Source organism: Nonomuraea solani (assembly GCF_900108335.1).
Classification (GTDB): domain Bacteria; phylum Actinomycetota; class Actinomycetes; order Streptosporangiales; family Streptosporangiaceae; genus Nonomuraea; species Nonomuraea solani.
Genome location: NZ_FNVT01000002.1, coordinates 163,931 through 183,909 on the forward strand (window position 1 = coordinate 163,931; position 19,979 = coordinate 183,909).

Consider the following 19,979-nt stretch of genomic DNA (forward strand, 5'->3'; position numbering starts at 1 on the left):
ATATCACCAGCTGATCGCGTTCAGGCTCTTGGTCTCCCGGCGGAAGAACGCGTACGCGCACAGCGCGATCAGGGCGGTCCCGCCGGCGAGGAGGACGACGTGGGTGCCGACGTGGCGGGCCAGCACGCCTGACACGGCATAGGCGACGGGGAGGAACGAGTAGGAGAACACCATGTTGACGCTGTAGACCCGGGACAGCAGTTCAGGCGGGACGAGCGTCTGGAGGAGCGTGTGCTCGACGATGTTGGAGGAGAGCCCGGCCCCCACCAGTACGGCACCGGCGAACAGGGCCACAACGTGGTTCCCGGACAGACCCAGCACGACGCATGCCAGCCCGAGCGCCGACGTGAGCATCAGCAGGACCTTGCCCGCGCCGCCGCGACCGCCCAGACGGCCGATCAGCAGCGCCGACAGCAGGACGGCCGCGATCTCCGCCGTGTTGAGAAGCCCGAGAACGCCGAGGCCGTTGCCGCCGGCGCGTACCAGGTCCGGCAGCAGGACGAGATAGGGCGCCAGGCACACGCAGTTGGCCACCACCGAGATCACGAGGAGCAGGAGCAGGGAACGCGTCCGCCGTACACAGGTGATCCCTTCGGCGAGGTCGCGGCGCAGGTTCTGCCGGGTGGCCGGCGCCGGTCCGCGCGCTGTCCTGGTGAGCAGCATGGCGGCCACGGCGACGGCGAAGGAGACCGCGTTGACGGTGAAGACGGTCGTGGCGCCGCCCATGGCGTACAGGGCACCGCCGAGGACGGGCCCGGCCAGCCGGGCCAGGTTGTCGGTGGCCGTGAAGAACGCGTTGGCCTTGCGGAACTGCCCGTCGCTGATGAGGTCGCGGTTCATCGCCGCGTACGCGGGACCGTAGAAGGCGCTGATCACGCCCAGCGCGAAACCCGTCGTCGCGAGGAGCGCGAGGCTCAGGTGGCCCGCGGCGGCCGCCAGCGCCAGGCCGAGCAGCACCACGCAGGCCAGGGCGTCGGCGGCGAGGATGACGCCACGTCGCGGGAAACGATCCGCGATCGCGCCGCCGACGAGCAGGAACACGATCTCGGGTACGACGTTCAGCGCCAGGAGCAGGCCCATGGCCGCGGTCGACCCGGTGAGCTCGTAGACCGACCAGCCGAGTGTGACCTTGTAGGCGCCGTTGCCGACCTTCGAGATGGTCTGCCCGCCCCAGAACAGCAGGAAGTTCTTCTGCGCGAACAGCGAACCCGCCGTGGCGAGCCGCGCCGGAGGCCGCCTTTCCGACGTCGTTTCCGACGTCGTTTCCGACGTCATCGTGGTGCTCACGCGACCGCCTCCGAAGTGCGGCGCATGGCGTTCACGAAGCCGGGGTGGGTGAGGATGTCGACGCTCGTCTCGGCGTCGAGCGCCTCGATGACGCTCTGGGGAGCGATGTCCTGCCACCGCACCTCGGGCTCCGTGGCCACGGCGCGGGACACGAAGACATTGACCGGGCCCTCATAGCGGCGCAGCTCGCACCGCGTGAACGCGTAGGCGTCGGCGGCGGAGACGAGTTGCCGCCAGAAGAAGTGCCCGGCGGGCATGTCGTCGTCGATCCATCGCAAGGAGCGCATGGCGTCCATCACGTACGGCAGGTCGACGGCCAGATCGGCGACCGCGAACTGCCTGCGCAGCGCGGCGAGGCGCAGGTCGTACAGGTCTTCCAGGTCCAGGAGCGGCCCGGCGGACAGTTCACCGCGGGCCGCGTTGACCAGGGTGAGCGGGCCGACCTCCGCGCCGGACTCCGCGAGCCGGCAGGCGATCTCGTAGGCGATCTGGGAGCCCGAGCACAGACCGCCGATCAGATAGGGGCCTCGTGGCTGGATTTCCTTGATCTCGCGCAGGTAGCGCTCCGCCATGTCGCCGACCGACAGCAGCGGACGAGCCTCCCTCCACAGGCCCACTGCCTCGAACCCGAAGACGGGGCGGCCCGGGTGGAACGCGGCGGCGGCCTCGCGGGCGAACGCGATGTTCCCGGAACCCCAGTGCACGAAGAAGGCCGGAGTCCCCGTGCCTTCGGAGAGCCGGATCGGTTGCCGTTGACGTGCCGGAGAAGCGGTCGATCTCCAGAGGGAGTGGAAGTCGGTTTCTCCGGAGCATTGCTGTACCGGAGAGGCGTGCATGACGCTCATCGGGCGGGTTCCTCCGATTCGTCGAGTTCTTGAAGGAGACGTCGTCAGCCGCCCCAGGTCACGTCATGTGTCGTGACAGGCACGTCCCGCTCGGCGGCCGCCAGCGGGCGCGGCGTCATTTCCGCCGGCTGGATGGTCACCGCCCCTGCGAGAGCGACGGCGATCGTCAGGAAGAACGCAGCGCGAAACGCGACCATGGTGACGGCCCCTTCGAGTGAAAGTCCAAGAAACGACGTCGCGCCTGGCGATCCGGTGCTCTCGCGTCGGCGCATTGCTAACCTGGCGCACCGGCGATGGGCAGGGAAGGCGAAATTCTTGTCCTAATCCTGCCGTGGCATATCTCGTCCATGGTCGCCGTCGCGAAGCCGCTGGTCGTAATAGTCGGGCACGATCCGCACCCCGCACCGCCCCAGCAGGAAGCCGGCCAGCTCTGGTGAGCTGTCCAGCGCTCGCCGGCACACCGCCGCCGCCGTGTGCTCCGCCTCCTCCACGGATGGAGCGAGGACGAACAGCCCGACCAGCCCGCCGTCCGGTGCGCCGGCGTGCAGCACCACGTGCTCGATCCCGTCGGCCGGGCGCCGGCACCCGAAGATCAACTGACCTGTGTGCTCGGGTGGAGTCCCACCGTCTTTCGGCCGCAGCTCAGCATGAACCAGATACATGCCTTGAGCATCCGCGTGCCCGATTTCTCTGCACAAGCGAGCCGCCCAGGCCCCAATAGGTCATTGCATAAAGAGGTCGATGCGGGCCACACTCCGCTCCCGCAGCCTCTAAGCTGCCCAGTCACCCGATCATGAAGGAGATGTGGTGCTGGAGATTCTGGGGCTCTCGCCGGCGGCGGAACGGGTGTACCGCGCGATGCTCGCCCACCCCGGCGAGGGCGTCACGCAGCTCGCCGCTCGCCTGGGGGCGACGCAGGGCGAGATCCGGGACAGCCTCGACCAGCTCAGCGCGCTGGCCATCATCCAGCCCGAGCGGCAGGAGAGCCGGGGCTTCCGGGCCATGGACCCGGAAACGGCCATGGAGAAGTTGCTGGCGCGCCAGCAGAGCGAGCTGGCCGCGCAGCAACTTCGGGTGGAGGCGTCGCGGGCCGCCGCGGCCCGGCTGATCGCGGAGTGTTCGGGTGTACGCGCGGACGGCGCGGACGACCAGTTGGTCATCGGTCCGGAGGCGATCCGGGACAGGCTCGGCCGACTGGCCGCCGAGACCGAGTCCGAGATCATGACCCTGGCGCCGGGCGGCGCGCACACGGCGGCCGATCTGCGGGCCAGCCGGGGCCCGAACGAAGAGCTGCTCGGCAGGGGCGTACTCAGCCGGAGCATCTACCTGGACAGCGTCCGTAACCACCAGCCGACGCTCGATCACGTCAACTGGCTCACCCGGCACGGAGCCTCGGTCCGCACGGCCGTGACGCTCCCCGTACGGATGATCATCTTCGACCGGCGTCAGGCGGTCTTACCCATCGACACCGCCGACGCTCGCGCCGGTGCCGTCCTCCTCACCGGCGAGGGCATCCTCACCGCGCTGTGCGCCCTCTTCGAAACCGCCTGGTCCGCCGCGACGCCCCTCGGCGCCGCGACGCCATCGGACGCGGAGGACCTGACGCCCCAGCAGGCCGAAATGCTGAAACTCCTGGCCACGGGCCTCACCGACGAGGCCATCGCCAAACGGTTCGGCGTGTCGCCGCGCACCGCCCGCCGGATCGCGGCCGAACTGATGGACCGCCTCGGCGCCCGCAGCCGCTTCCAGGCGGGTGTCCATGCCATCCGGCGAGGCTGGATCCCGCTCCGCCCGGACGGTGGCTGATTCCATCGTTCACCGCGGGCGCTCGTCCGTCCACTCGGTGTGCACCGAGATGAACGAGTTGCTCATCACCGCGCCCCCCTCGGAGGTCAGCAGGATGTTGGCGCGCGCCACCCGCGCGGCCTCGGGATCGACGACCATCCTGATCTCCAGGCTCTCGGTGAGCGGGATCACCAGTTCCTGCCCGCCCTCGACCGGCCCCGCGTTCGTGACCCCCGGCGTCGCGGCGAGGGCCTCGAACGCCGCCGAACGGACCTGCGCGGGCGTCGGCAGCTCCGTGATCAGGGTGATCAGCGGGGAGACGAGCTCGCCCTGCCGGTCGGCGGACATCATGGCGTTGTCATCCCGGGGAAGCCCGGCGAGGCGCTTCTTCAGCTCCGCCGGATCCGCCGGAAGCCCTTCGAGCTCCTCGAACCCGATTTCGGCGCCCATGAGCCTGAACGGGGCCGAGTCCTCGACGACGGCGCCGGGAGTGGCGTACGGCCCGTTCCTGGACCAGCGGCGGCCGTCGCGGGCGGTCCAGCTCTCCTGCACCTCGGGCGTGTCCGAGATCAGCCACGTACGCGTGATGTGCCAATAGGTCCCCGTGCCCTGGGGGATGTGCTCGGCGCTGGTCGCCGCCATGAGCAGGACGTCCCTGCCCGAGACAGGCGCGGCGGCGGGCGAGACCACGCTGGTGACGATCACGGCGACGGCCGCCGCGGCGGCGACCGCCATGCCCAGTGCCGGCAGGAGCGGGCCGCGGCGCCGGCGGGCGCTCCCCCGCGTCATCCTGTCCTGGAGACGTCCCCTGCTGCGGGTGATCGCCTCGGCGGACGGTTCGGGCTTGGCCAGCAGGCTCGCGACGGCGTTCAGGTCATCCACGGGCGTTCTCCTTGTCGATGCGGGCGTCGATGCGGGCGTCGATGCGGGCGTCGATGCGGGCGTCGATGCGGGCGAGGATCTTGCCGCGGGCCCGGCTGAGCCGGGAGCCCACGGTGCCGACGGCGATGCCGAGTGCCTGGGCCACCTCGTCGTAGCTGAGCTGGCCCAGGGCCACGAGCAGCAGCACGTCGCGCTCGCCGCCGGTCAGGGAGGCGAGCGCCCTGGCCAGGTGCGGCTGCATGCGCTCGGCGGCGACGGAGGTGACGACCCGGTCCTCGTGGCCTTCCACGACGGGCTCGGGACCCAGCTTGGCCAGCGCCCTGTAGTGGCGGGTCTCCTTGCGGCGGTGCCTGGCGATCAGGTTGGTGGCGATGCCGAACAGCCAGGGCCGCAGGTCTCCGCGTTCCGGGTCGTACCGGTCGCGCCGGTCGAAGGCCAGCAGGAACGTCTCGGCGGCGAGGTCCTCGGCGATCTGCGTGTCCAGGCGGCCGGCGGCGTACAGGTAGACGTCGCGGTAGTAGCGGTCATGGACGGCGGTGAACAGGGCGGGGTCGCGCCGGTACCGGGCGACGAGCTCGGCATCGGTCACCTGTTCGCTCACTTCGGCGCTCACGTTCTTGTCTCCGGCATAAGGTCGGCCTCACGGTCGGCGGTCACGATCACCCATCCTTCGCCGCAGACCGGAATCGTCTTCCCGCGGGCACCCGAAGTCGATCAGTCGCGGATCTGGGCGCGTGGCCTTTCCGATGAGCCGCCTTCGGCGATGTCGCTCAGCGCCTCGGAGGCGGCGAGCCGGTCGAAACCGTTGACCGCCGGGTTGGCGTAGCGGCCCAGCGTCGCGATGAGGACGGCTCCGATGACGTGCCGTTCGGCATGGGCCGTGCCGCCACCGATGACCTCCCACCAGGGGCTTCGCCGCTTGGCGATGGGACAGGTGAGAGCGCTCATGAACGGCTCCTGGGAGGTCAGGCGGTCGGGAAGGGGGTCTTCGTCAGTTCCTCGGAGACCCGCCAGATGCGGGCGGCGGCGTCGGTGCCGCGCAGCGGTGGGTAGAGCCGCTGTTCGGCGGGCGGGCCGCCGAGGTTGCCTGGCCCGCTGGGGCCGTACAGGGTGCCGGGCTTGGCGTCGAGCTCGGCGAGACGCTGCGGCAGAGCCCGATGGGCGTCGCGCTCACCGGCGACACGACGCGGTACACCGGGCCCGCCCGCAGCGCGGGGTACCGGTGGTTCACCGACCCCTCCGTCCGGCAGATCTACGCGCCGGAAGAGCATCCGTTCCTCACCCGCATGTACGCCTCGGGGCTGCGCGAGCTCGTCACCCTCCGCGGGCCGGGCTCCCGGGCCGCGCACCTGGCCGACCTGCTCCTGGACTGCAGCGAGGAGTTCCGTCGTGTGTGGGACGACCACGAGATCGGGATCCGTCCCCATGACGTCAAGCGCTTCGACCATCCCGAGGTCGGCGCGCTGGAGTTGACCTGCCAGCGGCTGGTCGATCCGGGGCAGGCGCACTCGCTGCTCGTCTACACCGCCACGCCCGGTAGTGAGAGTTACGAGAAGTTGCAGGTGCTGGCCGTCATCGGAGCACAGACGCTCCGCTGACAGCCCGAAGGCCGAGCCGGGTGCGGCTCGGCCCTGGGGCGGGAGAGGAGGTCAGTTGACGACGGCGAGGCGGGTGATGCCCTGCCAGCCGGATCCGATGGTGAAAGTGGTGGAGATGTCGGCCGCGCCCTTGGCCAGGTAGGCGTTCAGGGTGCCGTCGGTGAAACGGCCGACGACGTCGGTGCGGCCGTCGGCGTCCATGTCGGCGAAGGTGAGCCGATCCACGCTGTTCCAGCCGGTGCCGATCTGGCGGCGGTCGGAAATATCCGGCGCGCCAGGGGTGCCTTTGTTGAGGTAGGCCGACAGGGTGCCGTCGCCGTGCCGGGCCAGCACGTCGGTCTTGCCGTCGCCGTCGATGTCGGCGGTGGAGACCAGACTGACCCCGTCCCAGCCGGTACCGATCTGCACCCGGTTGGCGAAGTTCGGCGCCCCGGTGTTGAGATAGGCGTACAGGATGCCGTCGGCGCTTTGGCCGATCACGTCCGTTTTGCCGTCGTTGTCGGCGTCGGCCACCAGCACCCGGGCGATACCGTCCCAGCCGGTCCCCACCAGGACACGAGTGGAAATGTTGGGCGCGCCCGGAGTTCCGGTGTTGAGGTAGGCGTACAAGGTGCCGTCGGTGCTCTGACCGAGCAGGTCGGTCTTGCCGTCGTCGTTGAAGTCGCCGACCATTACGCGGGTGATGCCCTCCCAGCCCGACCCGATGGTCACCCGGGTCCCGGAGAAATCGGCGTCACCCTTGTTGAGGTAGGCATACAGGCCGCCGTCGGCGCCTCGGCCGACGAGATCGTTCTTGCCGTCGTTGTCGATGTCGGCGACGGTGATCCGGGTGATGGAGTTCCAGCCGCTACCGATCGTCGTCCCGGCGTCCACCGACGGCCGACCCAGACTGCCCGTGCCGCGATACACCCGTAATGTGCCGTCCGCCGTGGTTCCGAGCAGGTCCGGCTTGCCGTCGCCGTCGAAGTCCACGGCCTCACCCGTCGTGTCGTCCGCTTCGGCGGAGCCCTGGCAGTTGCGGCTGGTGACGTTGCGCGAGGTCTGGTTGTTGGCGGTTCCGTAGACGGTTCCGTTGAACGTCGGCCGGACCCGTTCGGCACCGGCGTAGCCCCATGTCGCGGAGCCGCTGCCGTCGGCGTCGTAACCGAGTTCGAAGTGCAGGTGGGGGTGGCCGTTGGAGGTGGGACCGCTCTTGCCGACCCGGCCGATGACCGTTCCCATCTCGACCCTGGTTCCCGGCGCTACGGCGCGGTGTTCCAGGTGCAGGTATGTGGTGAAGTAGCCGCCGCCGTGGTTGATCTGGATCACGTTGCCGGCGTTGTTGTGGTAGAAGGACTGGTTCACTGTGCCGGCGGCGGGAGCGACCAGGGTGGCGCCTTCGGTGCCGTGCTGGTCGGGTTCCTTCACCATGTCGAGAGCGGGGGCGTGGCCCCAGGTGTCCAGCCGCCACTGCTGGCCGCAGGGGAACGGCAGTTGCAGGCTGGGGGCGGCCATGGCGGAGCTTACGTTGGTGGTCAGGATGAGGGCGGTGATGGTCGTCAGCGCGAGAGTCTTGAACATGGGGGTGTCCTTTGCGGGGTGTCAGTTGACGACGGCGAGGCGGGTGATGCCCTGCCAGCCGGATCCGATGGTGACGGTGGTGGAGATGTCGGCCGCGCCCTTGGCCAGGTAGGTGTTCAGGGTGCCGTCGGTGAAACGGCCGACGACGTCGGTGCGGCCGTCGGCGTCCATGTCGGCGAAGGTGAGTCGATCCACGCTGTTCCAGCCGGTGCCGATCTGGCGGCGGTCGGAAATATCCGGCGCGCCGGGGACGCCCTTGTTGAGGTAGGCGGACAGGGTGCCGTCGCCGTGCCGGGCCAGCACGTCGGTCTTGTCGTCGCCGTCGATGTCGGCGGTGGAGACCAGACTGACCCCGTCCCAGCCGGTACCGATCTGCACCCGGTTGGCGAAGTTCGGCGCGCCGGTGTTGAGGTAGGCGTACAAGGTGCCGTCGGCGCTTTGGCCGATCACGTCCGTCTTGCCGTCGTTGTCGGCGTCGGCCACCAGCACCCGGGCGATACCGTCCCAGCCGGTCCCCACCAGGACGCGGGTGGAAATGTTGGGCGCGCCCGGAGTCCCGGTGTTGAGATAGGCGTACAAGGTGCCATCGGTGCTCTGACCGAGCAGATCCGTCTTGCCGTCATCGTTGAAGTCGCCGACCACCACCCGGGTGATGCCCTCCCACCCGGATCCGATGGTCACGCGTGTGCCGGAGAAGTCGGCCGAGCCTTTGTTGAGGTAGGCATACAGGCCACCGTCGGCGCCTCGGCCCACCAGGTCGTTCTTGCCGTCGTTGTCGATGTCGGCGACCGTGATCCGGGTGATGGAGTTCCAGCCGCTGCCGATCGTCGTGCCGGCGTCCACCGACGGCCGACCCGGGCTGCCCGTGCCGCGATACACCCGTAACGTGCCGTCCGCTGTGGTCCCGAGCAGGTCCGGCTTGCCATCGCCGTCGAAGTCCACGGCCTCACCCGTCGCGTCGTCCGGCTCCTGTCCGCCGGTGGGCGTCAGGAGGGCGTTGACGATGAGCTGCGCGTCGCCGGCCTGGGGCTGGTAGCGGGACGGGTACGCCGACACCTGCACCGCCTGGCACACTTCGCCGACAGGCGCGGTGCGCCAGGAGTTGCCGGGATAGAGCCTGAGCATCTTGTCCAGGAAGGCATTGGTCGCCCAGACGGGGTCGAGTCGCTGCGCGCGGCTGCCCCAGGAGGCGCGTTGCTGGAAGAGGCCGAGGCTGTCATGGTCGACCTCCTCGCTGATGTTCTGGATGCTGGTCTCCACGATCGTGGTCGTGATCGCGATCACCGCGGCGTGGGGGTCCAGTCCGCGGTCGCGTACGGCCTTGACGACCATGCGGGCGCAGGACACGCGGTACGCCGACATGTAGCCGCGCATCTTGGCCTGCAGCGTGCCGTTGAGCCGGGTCGCCAGTGCGGCGTCGGTGGCGGTGGTGCCCTTGGGGTCACACGCGGCCAGGTCGTAGGCGGCGGTGACGTCCGAGGCCCGGGTGGGCTGCGGGTCGGCCATGGCGGGGGTGGCGGTCAGGGTGAGGGCGGTGATGGTCGTCAGCGCGAGAGTCTTGAACATGGGGGTGTCCTTTGCGGGGTGTCAGTTGACGACGGCGAGGCGGGTGATGCCCTGCCAGCCGGATCCGATGGTGACGGTGGTGGAGATGTCGGCCGCGCCCTTGGCGAGGTAAGCGTTCAGGGTGCCGTCGGTGAAACGGCCCACGACGTCGGTGCGGCCGTCGGCGTCCATGTCGGCGAAGGTGAGCCGATCCACGGCGTTCCAGCCGGTGCCGATCTGGCGGCGGTCGGAAATGTCCGGCGCGCCAGGGGTGCCTTTGTTGAGGTAGGCGGACAGGGTGCCGTCGCCGTGCCGGGCCAGCACGTCGGTCTTGTCGTCGCCGTCGATGTCGGCGGTGGAGACCAGACCGACCCCGTCCCAGCCGGTACCGATCTGCACCCGGTTGGCGAAGTTCGGCGCTCCGGTGTTGAGATAGGCGTACAGGATGCCGTCCGCGCTTTGGCCGATCACGTCCGTTTTGCCGTCGTTGTCGGCATCGGCCACCAGCACCCGGGCAATACCATCCCAGCCGGTGCCCACCAGGACGCGGGTGGAAATGTTGGGCGCGCCCGGAGTGCCGGTGTTGAGGTAGGCGTACAAGGTGCCGTCCGTGCTCTGACCGAGCAGGTCGGTCTTGCCGTCGTCGTTGAAGTCGCCGACCATTACGCGGGTGATGCCCTCCCAGCCCGACCCGATGGTCACCCGGGTCCCGGAGAAATCGGCGTCACCCTTGTTGAGGTAGGCATACAGGCCGCCATCGGCGCCGCGGCCGACGAGATCGTTCTTGCCGTCGTTGTCGATGTCCGCCACCGTGATCCGGGTGATGGAGTTCCAGCCGCTGCCGATCGTCGTCCCGGCGTCCACCGACGGCCGACCCAGGCTGCCCGTGCCGCGATAGATCCGTAATGTGCCGTCCGCTGTGGTTCCGAGCAGGTCCGGCTTGCCGTCGCCGTCGAAGTCCACGGCCTCGCCCGTCGTGTCGTCCACCTCTTCAGGGCTGGTGACGGCTCCGACGGGAGAGCTGTAGCCGACGATGTCCACGTCGCCGCGGGCGTAGCTGTTCGCCTTGGTGCGGTTGCCGCTGTTGCCTTCGACGGTGTACACCGTGCCGCCGTTGGCCGAGGTGACGATGCCGACGTGGTCGATGTCGCCGCTCTGGTCCCAGTCGAAGACCACGGCGTCGCCGGGCTGCGGGGTGTAGCCGCTGGCCCGGGTGTGCCAGGTGCCGTGCCGGGTGCCGTAGTCGCGGAAGGAGGAGGCCCAGCCGGTCAGTACGCCACCGGAGGTCTCGGCGACGTCGGCGTACGGGACTCCCGCGCCACGCCACACGTACTTGGCGAAGTCGGCGCACCAGTCGCTGTCGCGGAACTGGACGCCGTCGGCGGATCCGCAGCCGCTCGACGGCTTCCACGTGCGGAAGACGCCGGTGTAGTAGTTGCAGTTGCTGCCCGCGGGCCGCTCGACGTTACGATCGCCGTCGGCCATCTCGGCCTGGGCGACGGCGACGATGCGGTTGCGTTCGACGGCCGCGGCCGGGCCGGTGACCGTCGTCAGCATGAGGGCGGCGGGAAGGGTCAGGGCCGCGCCGCCCGCGATCAGTCCGCCAAATGATCTGTTCATCTCGTTCTCCTCCGGGTTCGCTTGGTGGGGAAGCATGGTTGGGGTGGCTGTAAAAAGCCTTCGAAGGCGTTGAAACGCGAAGCCTGGGGAGAACCGATGGAGTTTCGCCTGCTCGGCCCGGTGGAGGTATGGAGTGAGGGCGGCCAGGTGCCGCTCGGGGGCTCCAAACCGCGGGCGCTGCTCGCCGCGCTGCTGCTGGACGCGGGGCGGGTGATCCCCAGGGAGCGGCTGATCGGGGCGGTGTGGGACGAGGACCCGCCGTCCACGGCACGCCAGATCCTGCACACGTACGTGGCCTCGCTGCGCCGGGCCTTCACCGGCGCGGGGCTGCCGCCCGTGATCGTGTCCCATCGCGTGGGCTACCTCGCCGAGGTCCCGCCGCAGTCCCTGGACAAGCTCGTCTTCGAGCGGCACGTCGCCGAAGCGCGAGCAGCGGCCAAGGAGGGCGCCCATCTCAGGGCCGGGGAGCTGTTCCGGGCGGCGCTCAAGCTCTGGCGCGGGGCCGCGCTGGGCGGGATCGGCGACTCCTTCCTGCGTACCGAGGCCGAGAGGCTGGAGGAGCTGCGGCTGGCGGTCATCGAGGAGCGGGTGGCCGCCGACCTGGCCGCCGGTCAGGACGAACAGCTCATCGAGGAGCTGGGCGAGCTCGTCGCGCTGCACCCCGGGCGTGAACGGCTGCGCCGTGACCTGATGACGGCGCTGTACCGGGCGGGCCGGCAGGCCGACGCGCTGGCCGTCTACCAGCACGGCCGGCGGGTCCTGCTCGACGAGCTGGGCATCGAGCCGGGGCCGGAGTTACGCCGGGTGCAGGCCGCGATCCTGCGCTCCGACCCTGCTCTGCTGCACGCCGCCACGCCCGCCGCGCGTCTGCCCCGGCAGCTTCCGCCGCCCGTACCGGACTTCACCGGTCGCGCCGAGGAGCTGTCCGTCTTGTGCGGACATCTGATGAAATCGGACACCATGCCGCTCTGCGTCATCTCCGGGCAGGGCGGCGCGGGCAAGTCGGCGCTGGCGCTGCAGGCCGCCTACCAGGTCGCGGACGCGTACCCGGACGGGCAGCTCCACATCGAACTGCGTGGCACGAGCGAGACGCCCGCCACCCCGGAGGAGGTTCTGGGCCGGCTGCTGCGCGAGCTGGAGCCGCCCGGCACGCCGTCACCCGGCACGCTGGAGGAGCGGGCCGGGCGCTACCGCACGTTGCTGGCCGGCCGGCGCAAGCTGGTGGTGCTGGAGGACGCGGCCTCCGAGAGTCAGGTACGCCCGCTGTTACCGGGCGCCGGCGGCTGCGGCGTCATCGTGACCTCGCGCAACCGGCTCGCCGGGCTGGCCGGGGCGGCCTTCCTGGACCTCGGCCTGCTGCCCGCGCAGGCCGCGTTCGACCTGCTGGCGCGTATCACCGGCGAGGAGCGGATCGCCGCCGACCCCGACGCGGCCTGGCGCGTCGTGGGCCAGTGCGGCGGTCTGCCCCTCGCGCTGCGGGTGGCGGGGGCACGGCTGGCTTCGCGCCGCCAGTGGACGGTCGCGCGGCTGGCCGACCGGCTGGCCGACGAGCGCCGCAGGCTGGACGAGCTGGCCGTCGGCGACCAGGAGGTGCGCGCCAGCATCGGCCTGAGCTACCGGCTGCTGCCCGAGCCGGCCAGGAGCGCGCTGCGCCGGCTCGGCCTGCTCGGGCTGCCGCACTTCGGCGTCTGGATCGCCGCCGCGGCCACCGAGACCGGCCCGGACGAGGCGGAGCAGGTGCTGGAGCAGCTCGTCGACGCGTCGCTGGTGGACATGGTGGAGACGGACGCGGCGGGACAGATCCGCTACCGGCTGCACGACCTGATCCGGCTGTTCGCCGCGGAACGCGCGGTGGCGGAGGAGCCGGAGCAGGCCCGTACGGCCGCCGTCACCAGGGTGCTGGGCGGCTGGTTGTGGCTGGTGCAGCAGCTCGACGCCGAACGGCCCACGGGGGTGATCCCGAGGCGCGCCGCCGGTGGACTGGCCTACCCGCTGGCGGAGGAGATGGCGCGGACGGTGCTCGCCGACCCGCCCGCCTGGATCCGGCGGGAGGAGGAGGCGCTGGTCGTCGCGGTGGAGCTGGCGGCCGCGATGGATCTGGACGAGATCGCGGTCGAGCTGGCCGCCGCGCTGTCGTCGGTGGCGTTCGAGGGCAGTCAATACGTCTTCGACAACCCGTTCACGACCTGGAACCGTACCCATCAGGCCGCCCTGGCGGTGGCGCGGCGGATGGACAACGCGCTCGGCGAGGCCAAGTTGCTGGCCGGGCTGGGCCAGCTCAGCTACGAGCGCGACCTGTACGCCGAGTCGCGCGAATATCTCGGCCAGGCGCTGTCGCTGTTCCGCACCGCCAAGGACGTCCGCGGCGAGGCCACCGTCCTGGCCGCGCTCGGCGCGGCCTGCCGCGAGCAGGGCTACCTGCCCGAGGCGCTGCACTTCCTGGGCGGGGCGGAACACCTGTGGGCCGGTCTCGCCGATCCGCAGGCCGTCGCCCACGTCAAGCGGCTGGCGGGCACCGTGTACCTGGAGCGCGGCGACTACCCGGCCGCGCAGGCCGCGCTCGCCGCCGCGCTGTCGCTGTACCAGGAGGCCGGCAACCGCCGCGGCGAGGGCCTCGTCCTGCGCAACCTGTCGCTGTACCACCGCGCGCGCGGGGAACTGGAGCCCTCGCTGGAGCTGGCCGAACGCGCGCTGGCGATCTTCCTCGACCTGGGTGACCGGTTCATGGTCGCCTACTGCCGGCGCTCCCTGGGCAAGACCCTGACCCGGCTCGGCCGGCACGACGAGGCCCGCCGCCTGCTGAAGGAGTCGCTCGACGTCTCGCGCACGGTCCACGACCGCTGGGGCGAGGCCTGCACCCTGCGTACCCTTGGCGAGCTGCATCTGGCAGAAGGCCGGCTCTACCAGGCCAAAGAGCGTCTGGAGGAGTCACTGCGGCTGTGGGAGACGCTGCGCATCGACCTGTTCCGCGGGCGTACGCTGCGCGACCTCGCCCTGGTGCACCAGGCGCTCGGGGATGACGCGCTCGCCGGCTCCCTGCGGGCGGAGGCCCTGGAGATCTTCCGGTTGCACGACGCCCGTGAGCACGGCGAGCCCGTCGCGCTGTAAGGCGATTTCAGCGGTTTTGGAGCTTCGTGGACCACGATGGAGCCGGCGTCTCACGCGGGAGGCGCCCCTGGTCCCCACCGAAGGCCCCATGACTGAGATCGTTCTTCTTTCCGACACGAGGATCGCCGGAGTGGTGGTGCGGGAGTGCGGCGAACCACTGGTCGACCTGCGTCGCCTGGAGGCCGTACGGTTGGACGCGCGCCTGGCCGACGACGCCGGCGCGTTCGCGCACGTCCGGCTGAGCGTCGCCGACCGCCTGGTCGCCGCCCAGACCCAACTCCCCCGCGGGCTGCGCCTGCTGGTCGTCGAGGGCTACCGCCCCGCGGCCCTGCAGGAACGCTATTTCGCCTCCAGCCTCGCCCGCCTGTCGGCGGCGCACCCGGAGTGGGACGGCGAACGGCTGCGGATCGAGGCCAGCCGGTACGTCTCCCCGCCCGAGGTGGCCCCCCACACCTCCGGAGGCGCCGTGGACCTGACCCTGTGCACGGCGGAGGGGGTGGAGCTGCCGATGGGCACCTCGGTCAACGCCACCCCGCCGGAGAGCGACGAGGCCTGCTACACCGACGCGCCGGACATTTCCGCCGAGGCCAGGCGGAACCGCCAGACCCTGGGTGCGGCGATGACGGCGGCCGGCTTCGTGAACTATCCGACCGAGTGGTGGCACTGGTCCTACGGAGACCGCTACTGGGCCCACCTCTCGGGAGCCCGCCACGCCGGCTACGGCCCAGCGGCCGAACCGGCCCATTGAACACGTCCTATATCTCCGGTGGTGCCTGCAGATCGTGGGCGCGGAACAGAACGGCGTGCTCGACGCCCATGGCCTCGCCGCTCATCGCGGTGAACTTCGGGATGAAATCCCCGGGGGCGGGGTGGTCCGGGAGCGCGGCCAGGTACGCCGCGTGTGCCTCCAGCGAGGCGACGCCACGGCGCAGCGGCTCACCCGTGACGTCCACGCCGTGGGTCGCGGAGCCGGCGAGCCCGGGGACGATGTACCAGCGCGCGGAGTGCGGTTCGAGGCCATCGTCGTCGACCTGCTCCGGGAAGACCCACCGGTTGCCCGCGTCGCGCACCGCGTCAAGCGTCGCGAGCCCGGCCGCGCGGTGGTCGGCCTGGTCGAAGCCATAGGGCGTCTCGATCTCATAACCGGTGCCGAGTACGACGTCGGGCTTGAACCGGCGGATCTCCCGGCAGATGTCCCGGCGCAGGTCGAGCCCGTAGACGAGCACACCGTCCGGATGTTCGAGGACGGTCAGGTGCTTGACGCCCACGACGGCGCAGGCGGCCCGCTGCTCGGCGACGCGCAGGCGAGCCGTCTCCTCCGGAGGGTTCGGCATGCCGGCCTCGCCGCGGGTGAGCAGGAGGTAACCGACCTCGATGCCGCGCGCGGTCCAGCGAGCGACGGCCGCGGACGTGCCGTACTCCATGTCGTCAGGATGCGCGACGACGCAGAGCACGCGCTGGAAGGACTCCTCGGGGAGAGCAGGCAATGTCATGCGGGACATCCTTCCGCGTTGCGGGCCGTTTTGGGCGGCGAAACTCCATTCGCACGCATTAGCGCCACCGTGGCGGCGGGCCGGCCGAATGACGTTTGGCGCGCACGACGTACCGGCATAGCGTTTGATCATGATGCGGCGAGTGCTGGACTGGTGGAGCGAGCATCCTCAGCTCGCCGATCCGCTGCTGGCTGTGGCAGCCTGTACGTTCCTCCTGGTAGAGGTGCCCTACAGCGACCACACCATCGCCAGTCCCGGCAGCCTGCCCGTGACGTTCTGGGGTGACCTGCTGGCCTATGCGAGCCTCGCCGTGCGGCGCACGTACCCGGTGCCGGTGCTGGCGCTGGTGTGGACGCTGTGGTTCGCCGGTGGCCGGTGGGACATCTGGGCGGAGTGGAACGCCTCGTGGTCGGAGTTGAGCACGCCGACCGCCCTCATGCTCGTGCTCTACACCGCGGGCCGGTGGACGTCCTCGCGCTGGCCGGTCGTCTTCCTCGCCGGCACGCTGCTGCCGACGATCGTGACGGTGGTGCGGATGTGGGCGGGGCCGGTGGTGCCCGAGCCGCCGGACGACCTGTTCGCGGTGTCGTTCGTGACCTGTGTGGCGGCATGGATGCTGGGCAGGCTGCGGCGGTCGGAGGCCGAGGCGGTGGCGCGCGCCGCGGCCCGCGCCGAAGAGAGCAAGGCCCAGGCCGCGCTGGCCGAGGAACGCATCCGCATCGCCCGCGAACTCCACGACATCTTGGCGCACAACGTGAGCGCCATGGTGATCCAGTCGTCGAGCGCGGGCGTCTCGCTGCTGAGCGACGACAAGGCCGGGGCGAGCGCGGCCGTCGAGGTGATCGGGCACGTGGGCCGTACCGCGCTGGCCGAGTTGCGGCTGCTGCTCGGCGTGCTGCGGGAGGGCCCGACGGTGCCGCGGCCGGGGATCGAGGCGATCCGGGAGCTGGCCGAGTGGCTGCCCATCGACGTGCGATTACGTGTCGAGGGCCCGACTCGTCAGGTTCCGGATGACATGGGCCTGGCCGCGTACCGGATCGTGCAGGAGGCGTTGACGAACACGCTCAAGCACGCCGGCAAGGACGCCGAGGCCGAGGTGGTGCTGCGCTACACGGCGGACGCCCTGCACATCCAGGTCACCGACGACGGCGCCGGGGGCGCGGAGCGCGAGTGGACCGGCGGGGGCGGGCACGGCCTGATCGGCATGCGCGAACGCGCCGAGGCACTCGGCGGCACGGCGCACGGGGCACCGCTGCCGGAGGGCGGGTTCAGGGTCGAGGTGACCCTGCCCTGGTAGCGGCGCACCGTGGCCCGGTTCCGCTCTAGGGTGTGCCGAACCAGTCGGTGAGGGCCTGTCGCAGCGCGGGTGCGGCGGGTTCGCCGGTGGTCGCGGCCCAGGTGATGTGGGCGTCCGGGCGGATCAGCAGGGCGTCGGCGGGCCAGCCCCATTGGGCCGGTCAGGCCCTTGGCGTGCAGGCCTATCTGCTGGCCGTCCAGGGCGAGGAGGAGGGCTGCCGCGAGCGGGCCGCTCGCGTGCTCGACGACGACAGCGGCGGCGGGCACCGGGCCCGCTGGGCGCTGGGCCTGCTGGAGCTCGGCCACGGGCGGGCCGCGGAGGCGCTGGAACACCTGCTCGTCCTGTACGACGGCGCCGCCCGCCACCCGCTCCCCGCCGAGCGCAGCCTGCCCGACCTGGTCGAGGCCGCCGTACGCCTGGGCAGATACAACCTGGCCACCGGTGCCCTGACCCGCTTCGAGCACGCCCGGACCCGCCTGCTGTACGGCGAGTGGCTCCGTCGTACCCGCCGCAAGGCCGAGGCACGCGAGCAGCACTCGGCGGCACTGGAGACCTTCGACCGCATCGGCGCCCACCCCTGGGCCGAACGCACCCATCACGAGCTCACCGCGGGCGCCGCGGCCACCACCTCTACCGGGCCTTCCCCAAGCTCGGCGTCAACTCCCGCCGCGACCTCGCCGGCCTCGTCCTGACGAACGACTGACGCCTTCGCGGCGGCCGCGCGTTGGTGTCGCTGTCCAGCGCCGCGATCACGATCTGGCTGCTCGCCGTCGGAGTCGCGATGATGCGAGACCGCCCCGCCTAGCCGACTGTGGTGATCACCCAGGCCTGCTCGCTCGCTCCCCTCTTGCACGACCACTGGATGGCGGCCTTGCCCTTGCGCGCCTGGCCGCCCCCGATCGCCAGGCACATCTGGGTCGCGCCGTTCATGAAGTGATGCGCCTTGAAGTCGTCCGCCCTGAGGCTCCTGTCCCGCGGCGCCGACCTGGGCTTCCAGCGCTGCTCCCACCCTCTTTTGCACGGCCACTGGATGGCTGACTTGCCCCTGCGCGCCTCGCCGTGGCCGATGGCCAGGCACATGCCGGTGGCGACGTTGGCCATGTACCCATCGGACGACATCAGCCAGTGCTGCTCCCGCCCGCCGTTGCACGGCCACTGGATCGCGGCCTTGCCCTTGCGCGCCTCGCCGTGGCCGATCGCCAGGCACATGCCGGTGGCGACGTTCTTGAGCTCGACGACGGATCCACCGGCCGCCTGGGCGGGCACCGCCATCAGGCCACCGGCCAGCACGACACCGGTCAGGAGTGTGATCGCTGTACGCATACGTTCCGTCCTCTCTGTGGTCACTGGGGAGGACGGTAACCGGGGCGTTGTTGAGGATCCGTTGAGTTTCCGCTCAGCGACCCCAAGAGGCGGAAACGCCGAGGAAACACGATCCGGACTTCAATGAGCCGCCGTGACCATAGATCGACGGAACTTCCTGACGCGAGCGGGCCTGACGGCCGGTGCCGCGATGCTCACCCTGCTGCCGTCGGAGTCCGCGACGGCCCTGTCGTCCCCCGGCGGCGAACCTGACCGGCTCTTCAGGGCGGGCAGGTTCGCCGAAGCCGACCGCGCCTACGCGCGCCTGCTCCGCGCGAACCCGGCCGATGCCCACGCACTGGCGCGGCGCGGCCGCATCGCGCTGCTGGCGAACCGGTTCGAGCGGGCCGAACGCTTCCTCACCGAGGCCATCCGCCTGGCCCCCGGCGACGCCTTCTCCAAGCGGCAACTCGCCGAGTGCCACATCCGCCAGGACGACCTGCCGCCCGCCGTCCCCCTGCTCCAAGGCACCGGCGACCAGATGGACGCGGCGGAGGCCGTCCAGTACGCGAGCGTGACCGGCGCCCCGTACCGGCTCCAGGGCGCGCAGCAGACCCGGCTTCCGTTCGTCGGCGTCGATCCTCTCCCCTCCGTACGGGCCTCGGTGAACGGCGGCGAGCCGCAGACGTTCCTCATCGACACCGGGGGCACCCTGGCCCTGTCCACCACGACGGCCGAGCGGGCCGGCCTGCGCGCGGTGTCCACCAGCACCACCCATCCCGCCGGGCAGACCCTCACCACCTACCACGGCGTCATGCCGTCGTTCGGGCTGGGCGACATCACGCTGGGCACCGTCCCCGTGGTCTGGTACGACCTGCGCATGCCCAACCTGCCGGACGGCACCCGGCCCGCCGGCGTCATCGGCACCACGCTGCTCTACCACTTCATCGCCACCATGGACTACGCCGAGCAGGCGCTCGTCCTGCGGCGCAAGACCGCCGCGCAGGCGCGCCAGGCCTGGGCCGAGGCCGCGGGCAGGGGCGCCGGCCGCCTGCCGCTGTGGCTGGCGAAGGACCACGTGCCCTGCACGCTGGGCAGCGTCAACGACTACGGGCCTGGTGTGGCCTCGGTCGACACCGGCGGCATGGGCCTGGGCATCCTGATGACCGAGGACGGGGCCAAACGGGCCGGCGTCGAGATCGACTACGACCATCCGCAGAACTCCGGCGGAATGCCGTCCTACCCGATCACCCCGGCCCGGATCAGCCTGGGGCGGGCGGTGGGCCGGAACGTCCCGGGTGTGGTGGGCGCCTGGCCATGGTTGGACATGTTCGGATTCGAGACGGTCGGCAACTTCACCCACGAGTTCTTCAGGTCCCGCGCCATCACGTTCGACTATGCCGGAATGAACTTCTACGTCACGGCCTGAGCCCCGCACGGAGGCGTACGCTGACCTTGTCCACGGGAGGAACCATCCATACCCGAAGCTCCCGCCCGGCAGGGGCTGGTTCGACCCGCTCATCGTCCTGGCGGCGGCCGGTGGAGCAGGTCGTCGAGACCACGGACCGGCTGCGGGCCGAGTGGGTCGCGGCCGGTCGTGATCAGGCGGAGCCGAGGTGCGTCTACGGCATCCCGTACAGGACGCCCGCGGAGTTGC

At 70.8% G+C, this 19,979-nt stretch carries 19 protein-coding genes; 6 read left to right on the forward strand and 13 right to left on the reverse strand.

What is annotated here, in order from left to right; all coding sequences use genetic code 11:
• Positions 1-3 precede the first annotated feature (3 nt).
• The 4 genes from C4V41_RS06465 to C4V41_RS06475 form a co-directional block, all read right to left on the reverse strand.
• Positions 4-1,287, reverse strand: a complete 1,284-nt coding sequence (locus C4V41_RS06465; protein ID WP_103954873.1) for an MFS transporter — start codon at positions 1,285-1,287, stop codon at positions 4-6.
• Complete coding sequence (locus C4V41_RS06470; protein WP_160150193.1) at positions 1,284-1,991, reverse strand: thioesterase domain-containing protein; 708 nt, start codon at positions 1,989-1,991, stop codon at positions 1,284-1,286. Before C4V41_RS06470 ends, C4V41_RS06465 begins: the two co-directional genes overlap by 4 nt.
• A 185-nt stretch (positions 1,992-2,176) precedes the next feature.
• A complete protein-coding gene (locus tag C4V41_RS60610) occupies positions 2,177-2,404 on the reverse strand; it encodes a hypothetical protein (protein ID WP_146103563.1) in 228 nt (75 codons plus the stop codon).
• 48 nt (positions 2,405-2,452) lie between these two features.
• Positions 2,453-2,794, reverse strand: coding sequence for a hypothetical protein (locus C4V41_RS06475; RefSeq protein WP_146103564.1), 342 nt, complete (start codon positions 2,792-2,794; stop codon positions 2,453-2,455).
• 145 nt (positions 2,795-2,939) lie between these two features.
• Here C4V41_RS06475 and C4V41_RS06480 point away from each other — a divergent pair, with 145 nt between their 5' ends.
• Positions 2,940-3,938, forward strand: coding sequence for a LuxR C-terminal-related transcriptional regulator (locus tag C4V41_RS06480; RefSeq protein WP_103955651.1), 999 nt, complete (start codon positions 2,940-2,942; stop codon positions 3,936-3,938).
• 9 nt (positions 3,939-3,947) lie between these two features.
• On the opposite strand, the gene C4V41_RS06485 is transcribed toward C4V41_RS06480, so the two are convergent.
• From C4V41_RS06485 to C4V41_RS64015, 3 genes are all read right to left on the reverse strand, one after another.
• Complete coding sequence (locus C4V41_RS06485) at positions 3,948-4,799, reverse strand: CU044_5270 family protein (RefSeq protein ID WP_103954876.1); 852 nt, start codon at positions 4,797-4,799, stop codon at positions 3,948-3,950.
• A complete protein-coding gene (locus C4V41_RS06490) occupies positions 4,792-5,412 on the reverse strand; it encodes an RNA polymerase sigma factor (RefSeq protein ID WP_235029943.1) in 621 nt (206 codons plus the stop codon). Before C4V41_RS06490 ends, C4V41_RS06485 begins: the two co-directional genes overlap by 8 nt.
• Before the next feature lie 101 nt (positions 5,413-5,513).
• The gene (locus C4V41_RS64015) at positions 5,514-5,747 is read right to left on the reverse strand and encodes a hypothetical protein (protein ID WP_235029944.1); all 234 of its coding nucleotides are present in this window, start codon (positions 5,745-5,747) and stop codon (positions 5,514-5,516) included.
• A 209-nt stretch (positions 5,748-5,956) separates the two neighbouring features.
• On the opposite strand from C4V41_RS64015, the gene C4V41_RS06505 reads away from it, so the two are divergent.
• Entirely contained in the window at positions 5,957-6,397 is a 441-nt protein-coding gene (locus C4V41_RS06505; protein WP_235029945.1) for an MmyB family transcriptional regulator, read from the forward strand.
• A gap of 51 nt (positions 6,398-6,448) precedes the next feature.
• On the opposite strand, the gene C4V41_RS06510 is transcribed toward C4V41_RS06505, so the two are convergent.
• The 3 genes from C4V41_RS06510 to C4V41_RS06520 are packed head-to-tail and all read right to left on the reverse strand — an operon-like array spanning position 6,449 to position 11,122.
• Positions 6,449-7,957 carry an FG-GAP-like repeat-containing protein gene (locus C4V41_RS06510; protein WP_103954877.1) on the reverse strand — a complete coding sequence of 503 codons (1,509 nt, stop codon included), beginning with the start codon at positions 7,955-7,957 and terminating at the stop codon, positions 6,449-6,451.
• 21 nt (positions 7,958-7,978) lie between these two features.
• The gene (locus C4V41_RS06515; RefSeq protein WP_103954878.1) at positions 7,979-9,523 is read right to left on the reverse strand and encodes an FG-GAP-like repeat-containing protein; all 1,545 of its coding nucleotides are present in this window, start codon (positions 9,521-9,523) and stop codon (positions 7,979-7,981) included.
• A 21-nt stretch (positions 9,524-9,544) separates the two neighbouring features.
• Complete coding sequence (locus C4V41_RS06520) at positions 9,545-11,122, reverse strand: FG-GAP-like repeat-containing protein (RefSeq protein WP_160150194.1); 1,578 nt, start codon at positions 11,120-11,122, stop codon at positions 9,545-9,547.
• 96 nt (positions 11,123-11,218) lie between these two features.
• Between C4V41_RS06520 and C4V41_RS06525 the strand changes: the two genes are divergently transcribed.
• A complete protein-coding gene (locus tag C4V41_RS06525; protein WP_103954880.1) occupies positions 11,219-14,230 on the forward strand; it encodes an AfsR/SARP family transcriptional regulator in 3,012 nt (1,003 codons plus the stop codon).
• An 88-nt stretch (positions 14,231-14,318) separates the two neighbouring features.
• Positions 14,319-14,978 carry a M15 family metallopeptidase gene (locus C4V41_RS06530; protein WP_103954881.1) on the forward strand — a complete coding sequence of 220 codons (660 nt, stop codon included), beginning with the start codon at positions 14,319-14,321 and terminating at the stop codon, positions 14,976-14,978.
• Between the two features lie 7 nt (positions 14,979-14,985).
• Here C4V41_RS06530 and C4V41_RS06535 read toward each other — a convergent pair whose 3' ends face one another.
• A complete protein-coding gene (locus tag C4V41_RS06535; RefSeq protein ID WP_200823795.1) occupies positions 14,986-15,723 on the reverse strand; it encodes a PIG-L deacetylase family protein in 738 nt (245 codons plus the stop codon).
• Between the two features lie 130 nt (positions 15,724-15,853).
• Between C4V41_RS06535 and C4V41_RS06540 the strand changes: the two genes are divergently transcribed.
• A complete protein-coding gene (locus tag C4V41_RS06540; RefSeq protein WP_146103565.1) occupies positions 15,854-17,020 on the forward strand; it encodes a sensor histidine kinase in 1,167 nt (388 codons plus the stop codon).
• Between the two features lie 25 nt (positions 17,021-17,045).
• Here the strand turns inward: C4V41_RS06540 and C4V41_RS65780 are convergent, their stop codons facing one another.
• Positions 17,046-17,150, reverse strand: coding sequence for an aromatic-ring hydroxylase C-terminal domain-containing protein (locus C4V41_RS65780; RefSeq protein ID WP_327536766.1), 105 nt, complete (start codon positions 17,148-17,150; stop codon positions 17,046-17,048).
• 671 nt (positions 17,151-17,821) lie between these two features.
• The gene (locus C4V41_RS06550; RefSeq protein WP_103954885.1) at positions 17,822-18,343 is read right to left on the reverse strand and encodes an RICIN domain-containing protein; all 522 of its coding nucleotides are present in this window, start codon (positions 18,341-18,343) and stop codon (positions 17,822-17,824) included.
• Positions 18,344-18,476: 133 nt separating this feature from the next.
• Here C4V41_RS06550 and C4V41_RS06555 point away from each other — a divergent pair, with 133 nt between their 5' ends.
• Positions 18,477-19,751, forward strand: coding sequence for an aspartyl protease family protein (locus C4V41_RS06555; protein WP_103954886.1), 1,275 nt, complete (start codon positions 18,477-18,479; stop codon positions 19,749-19,751).
• The last annotated feature ends 228 nt before the right edge of the window (positions 19,752-19,979 follow it).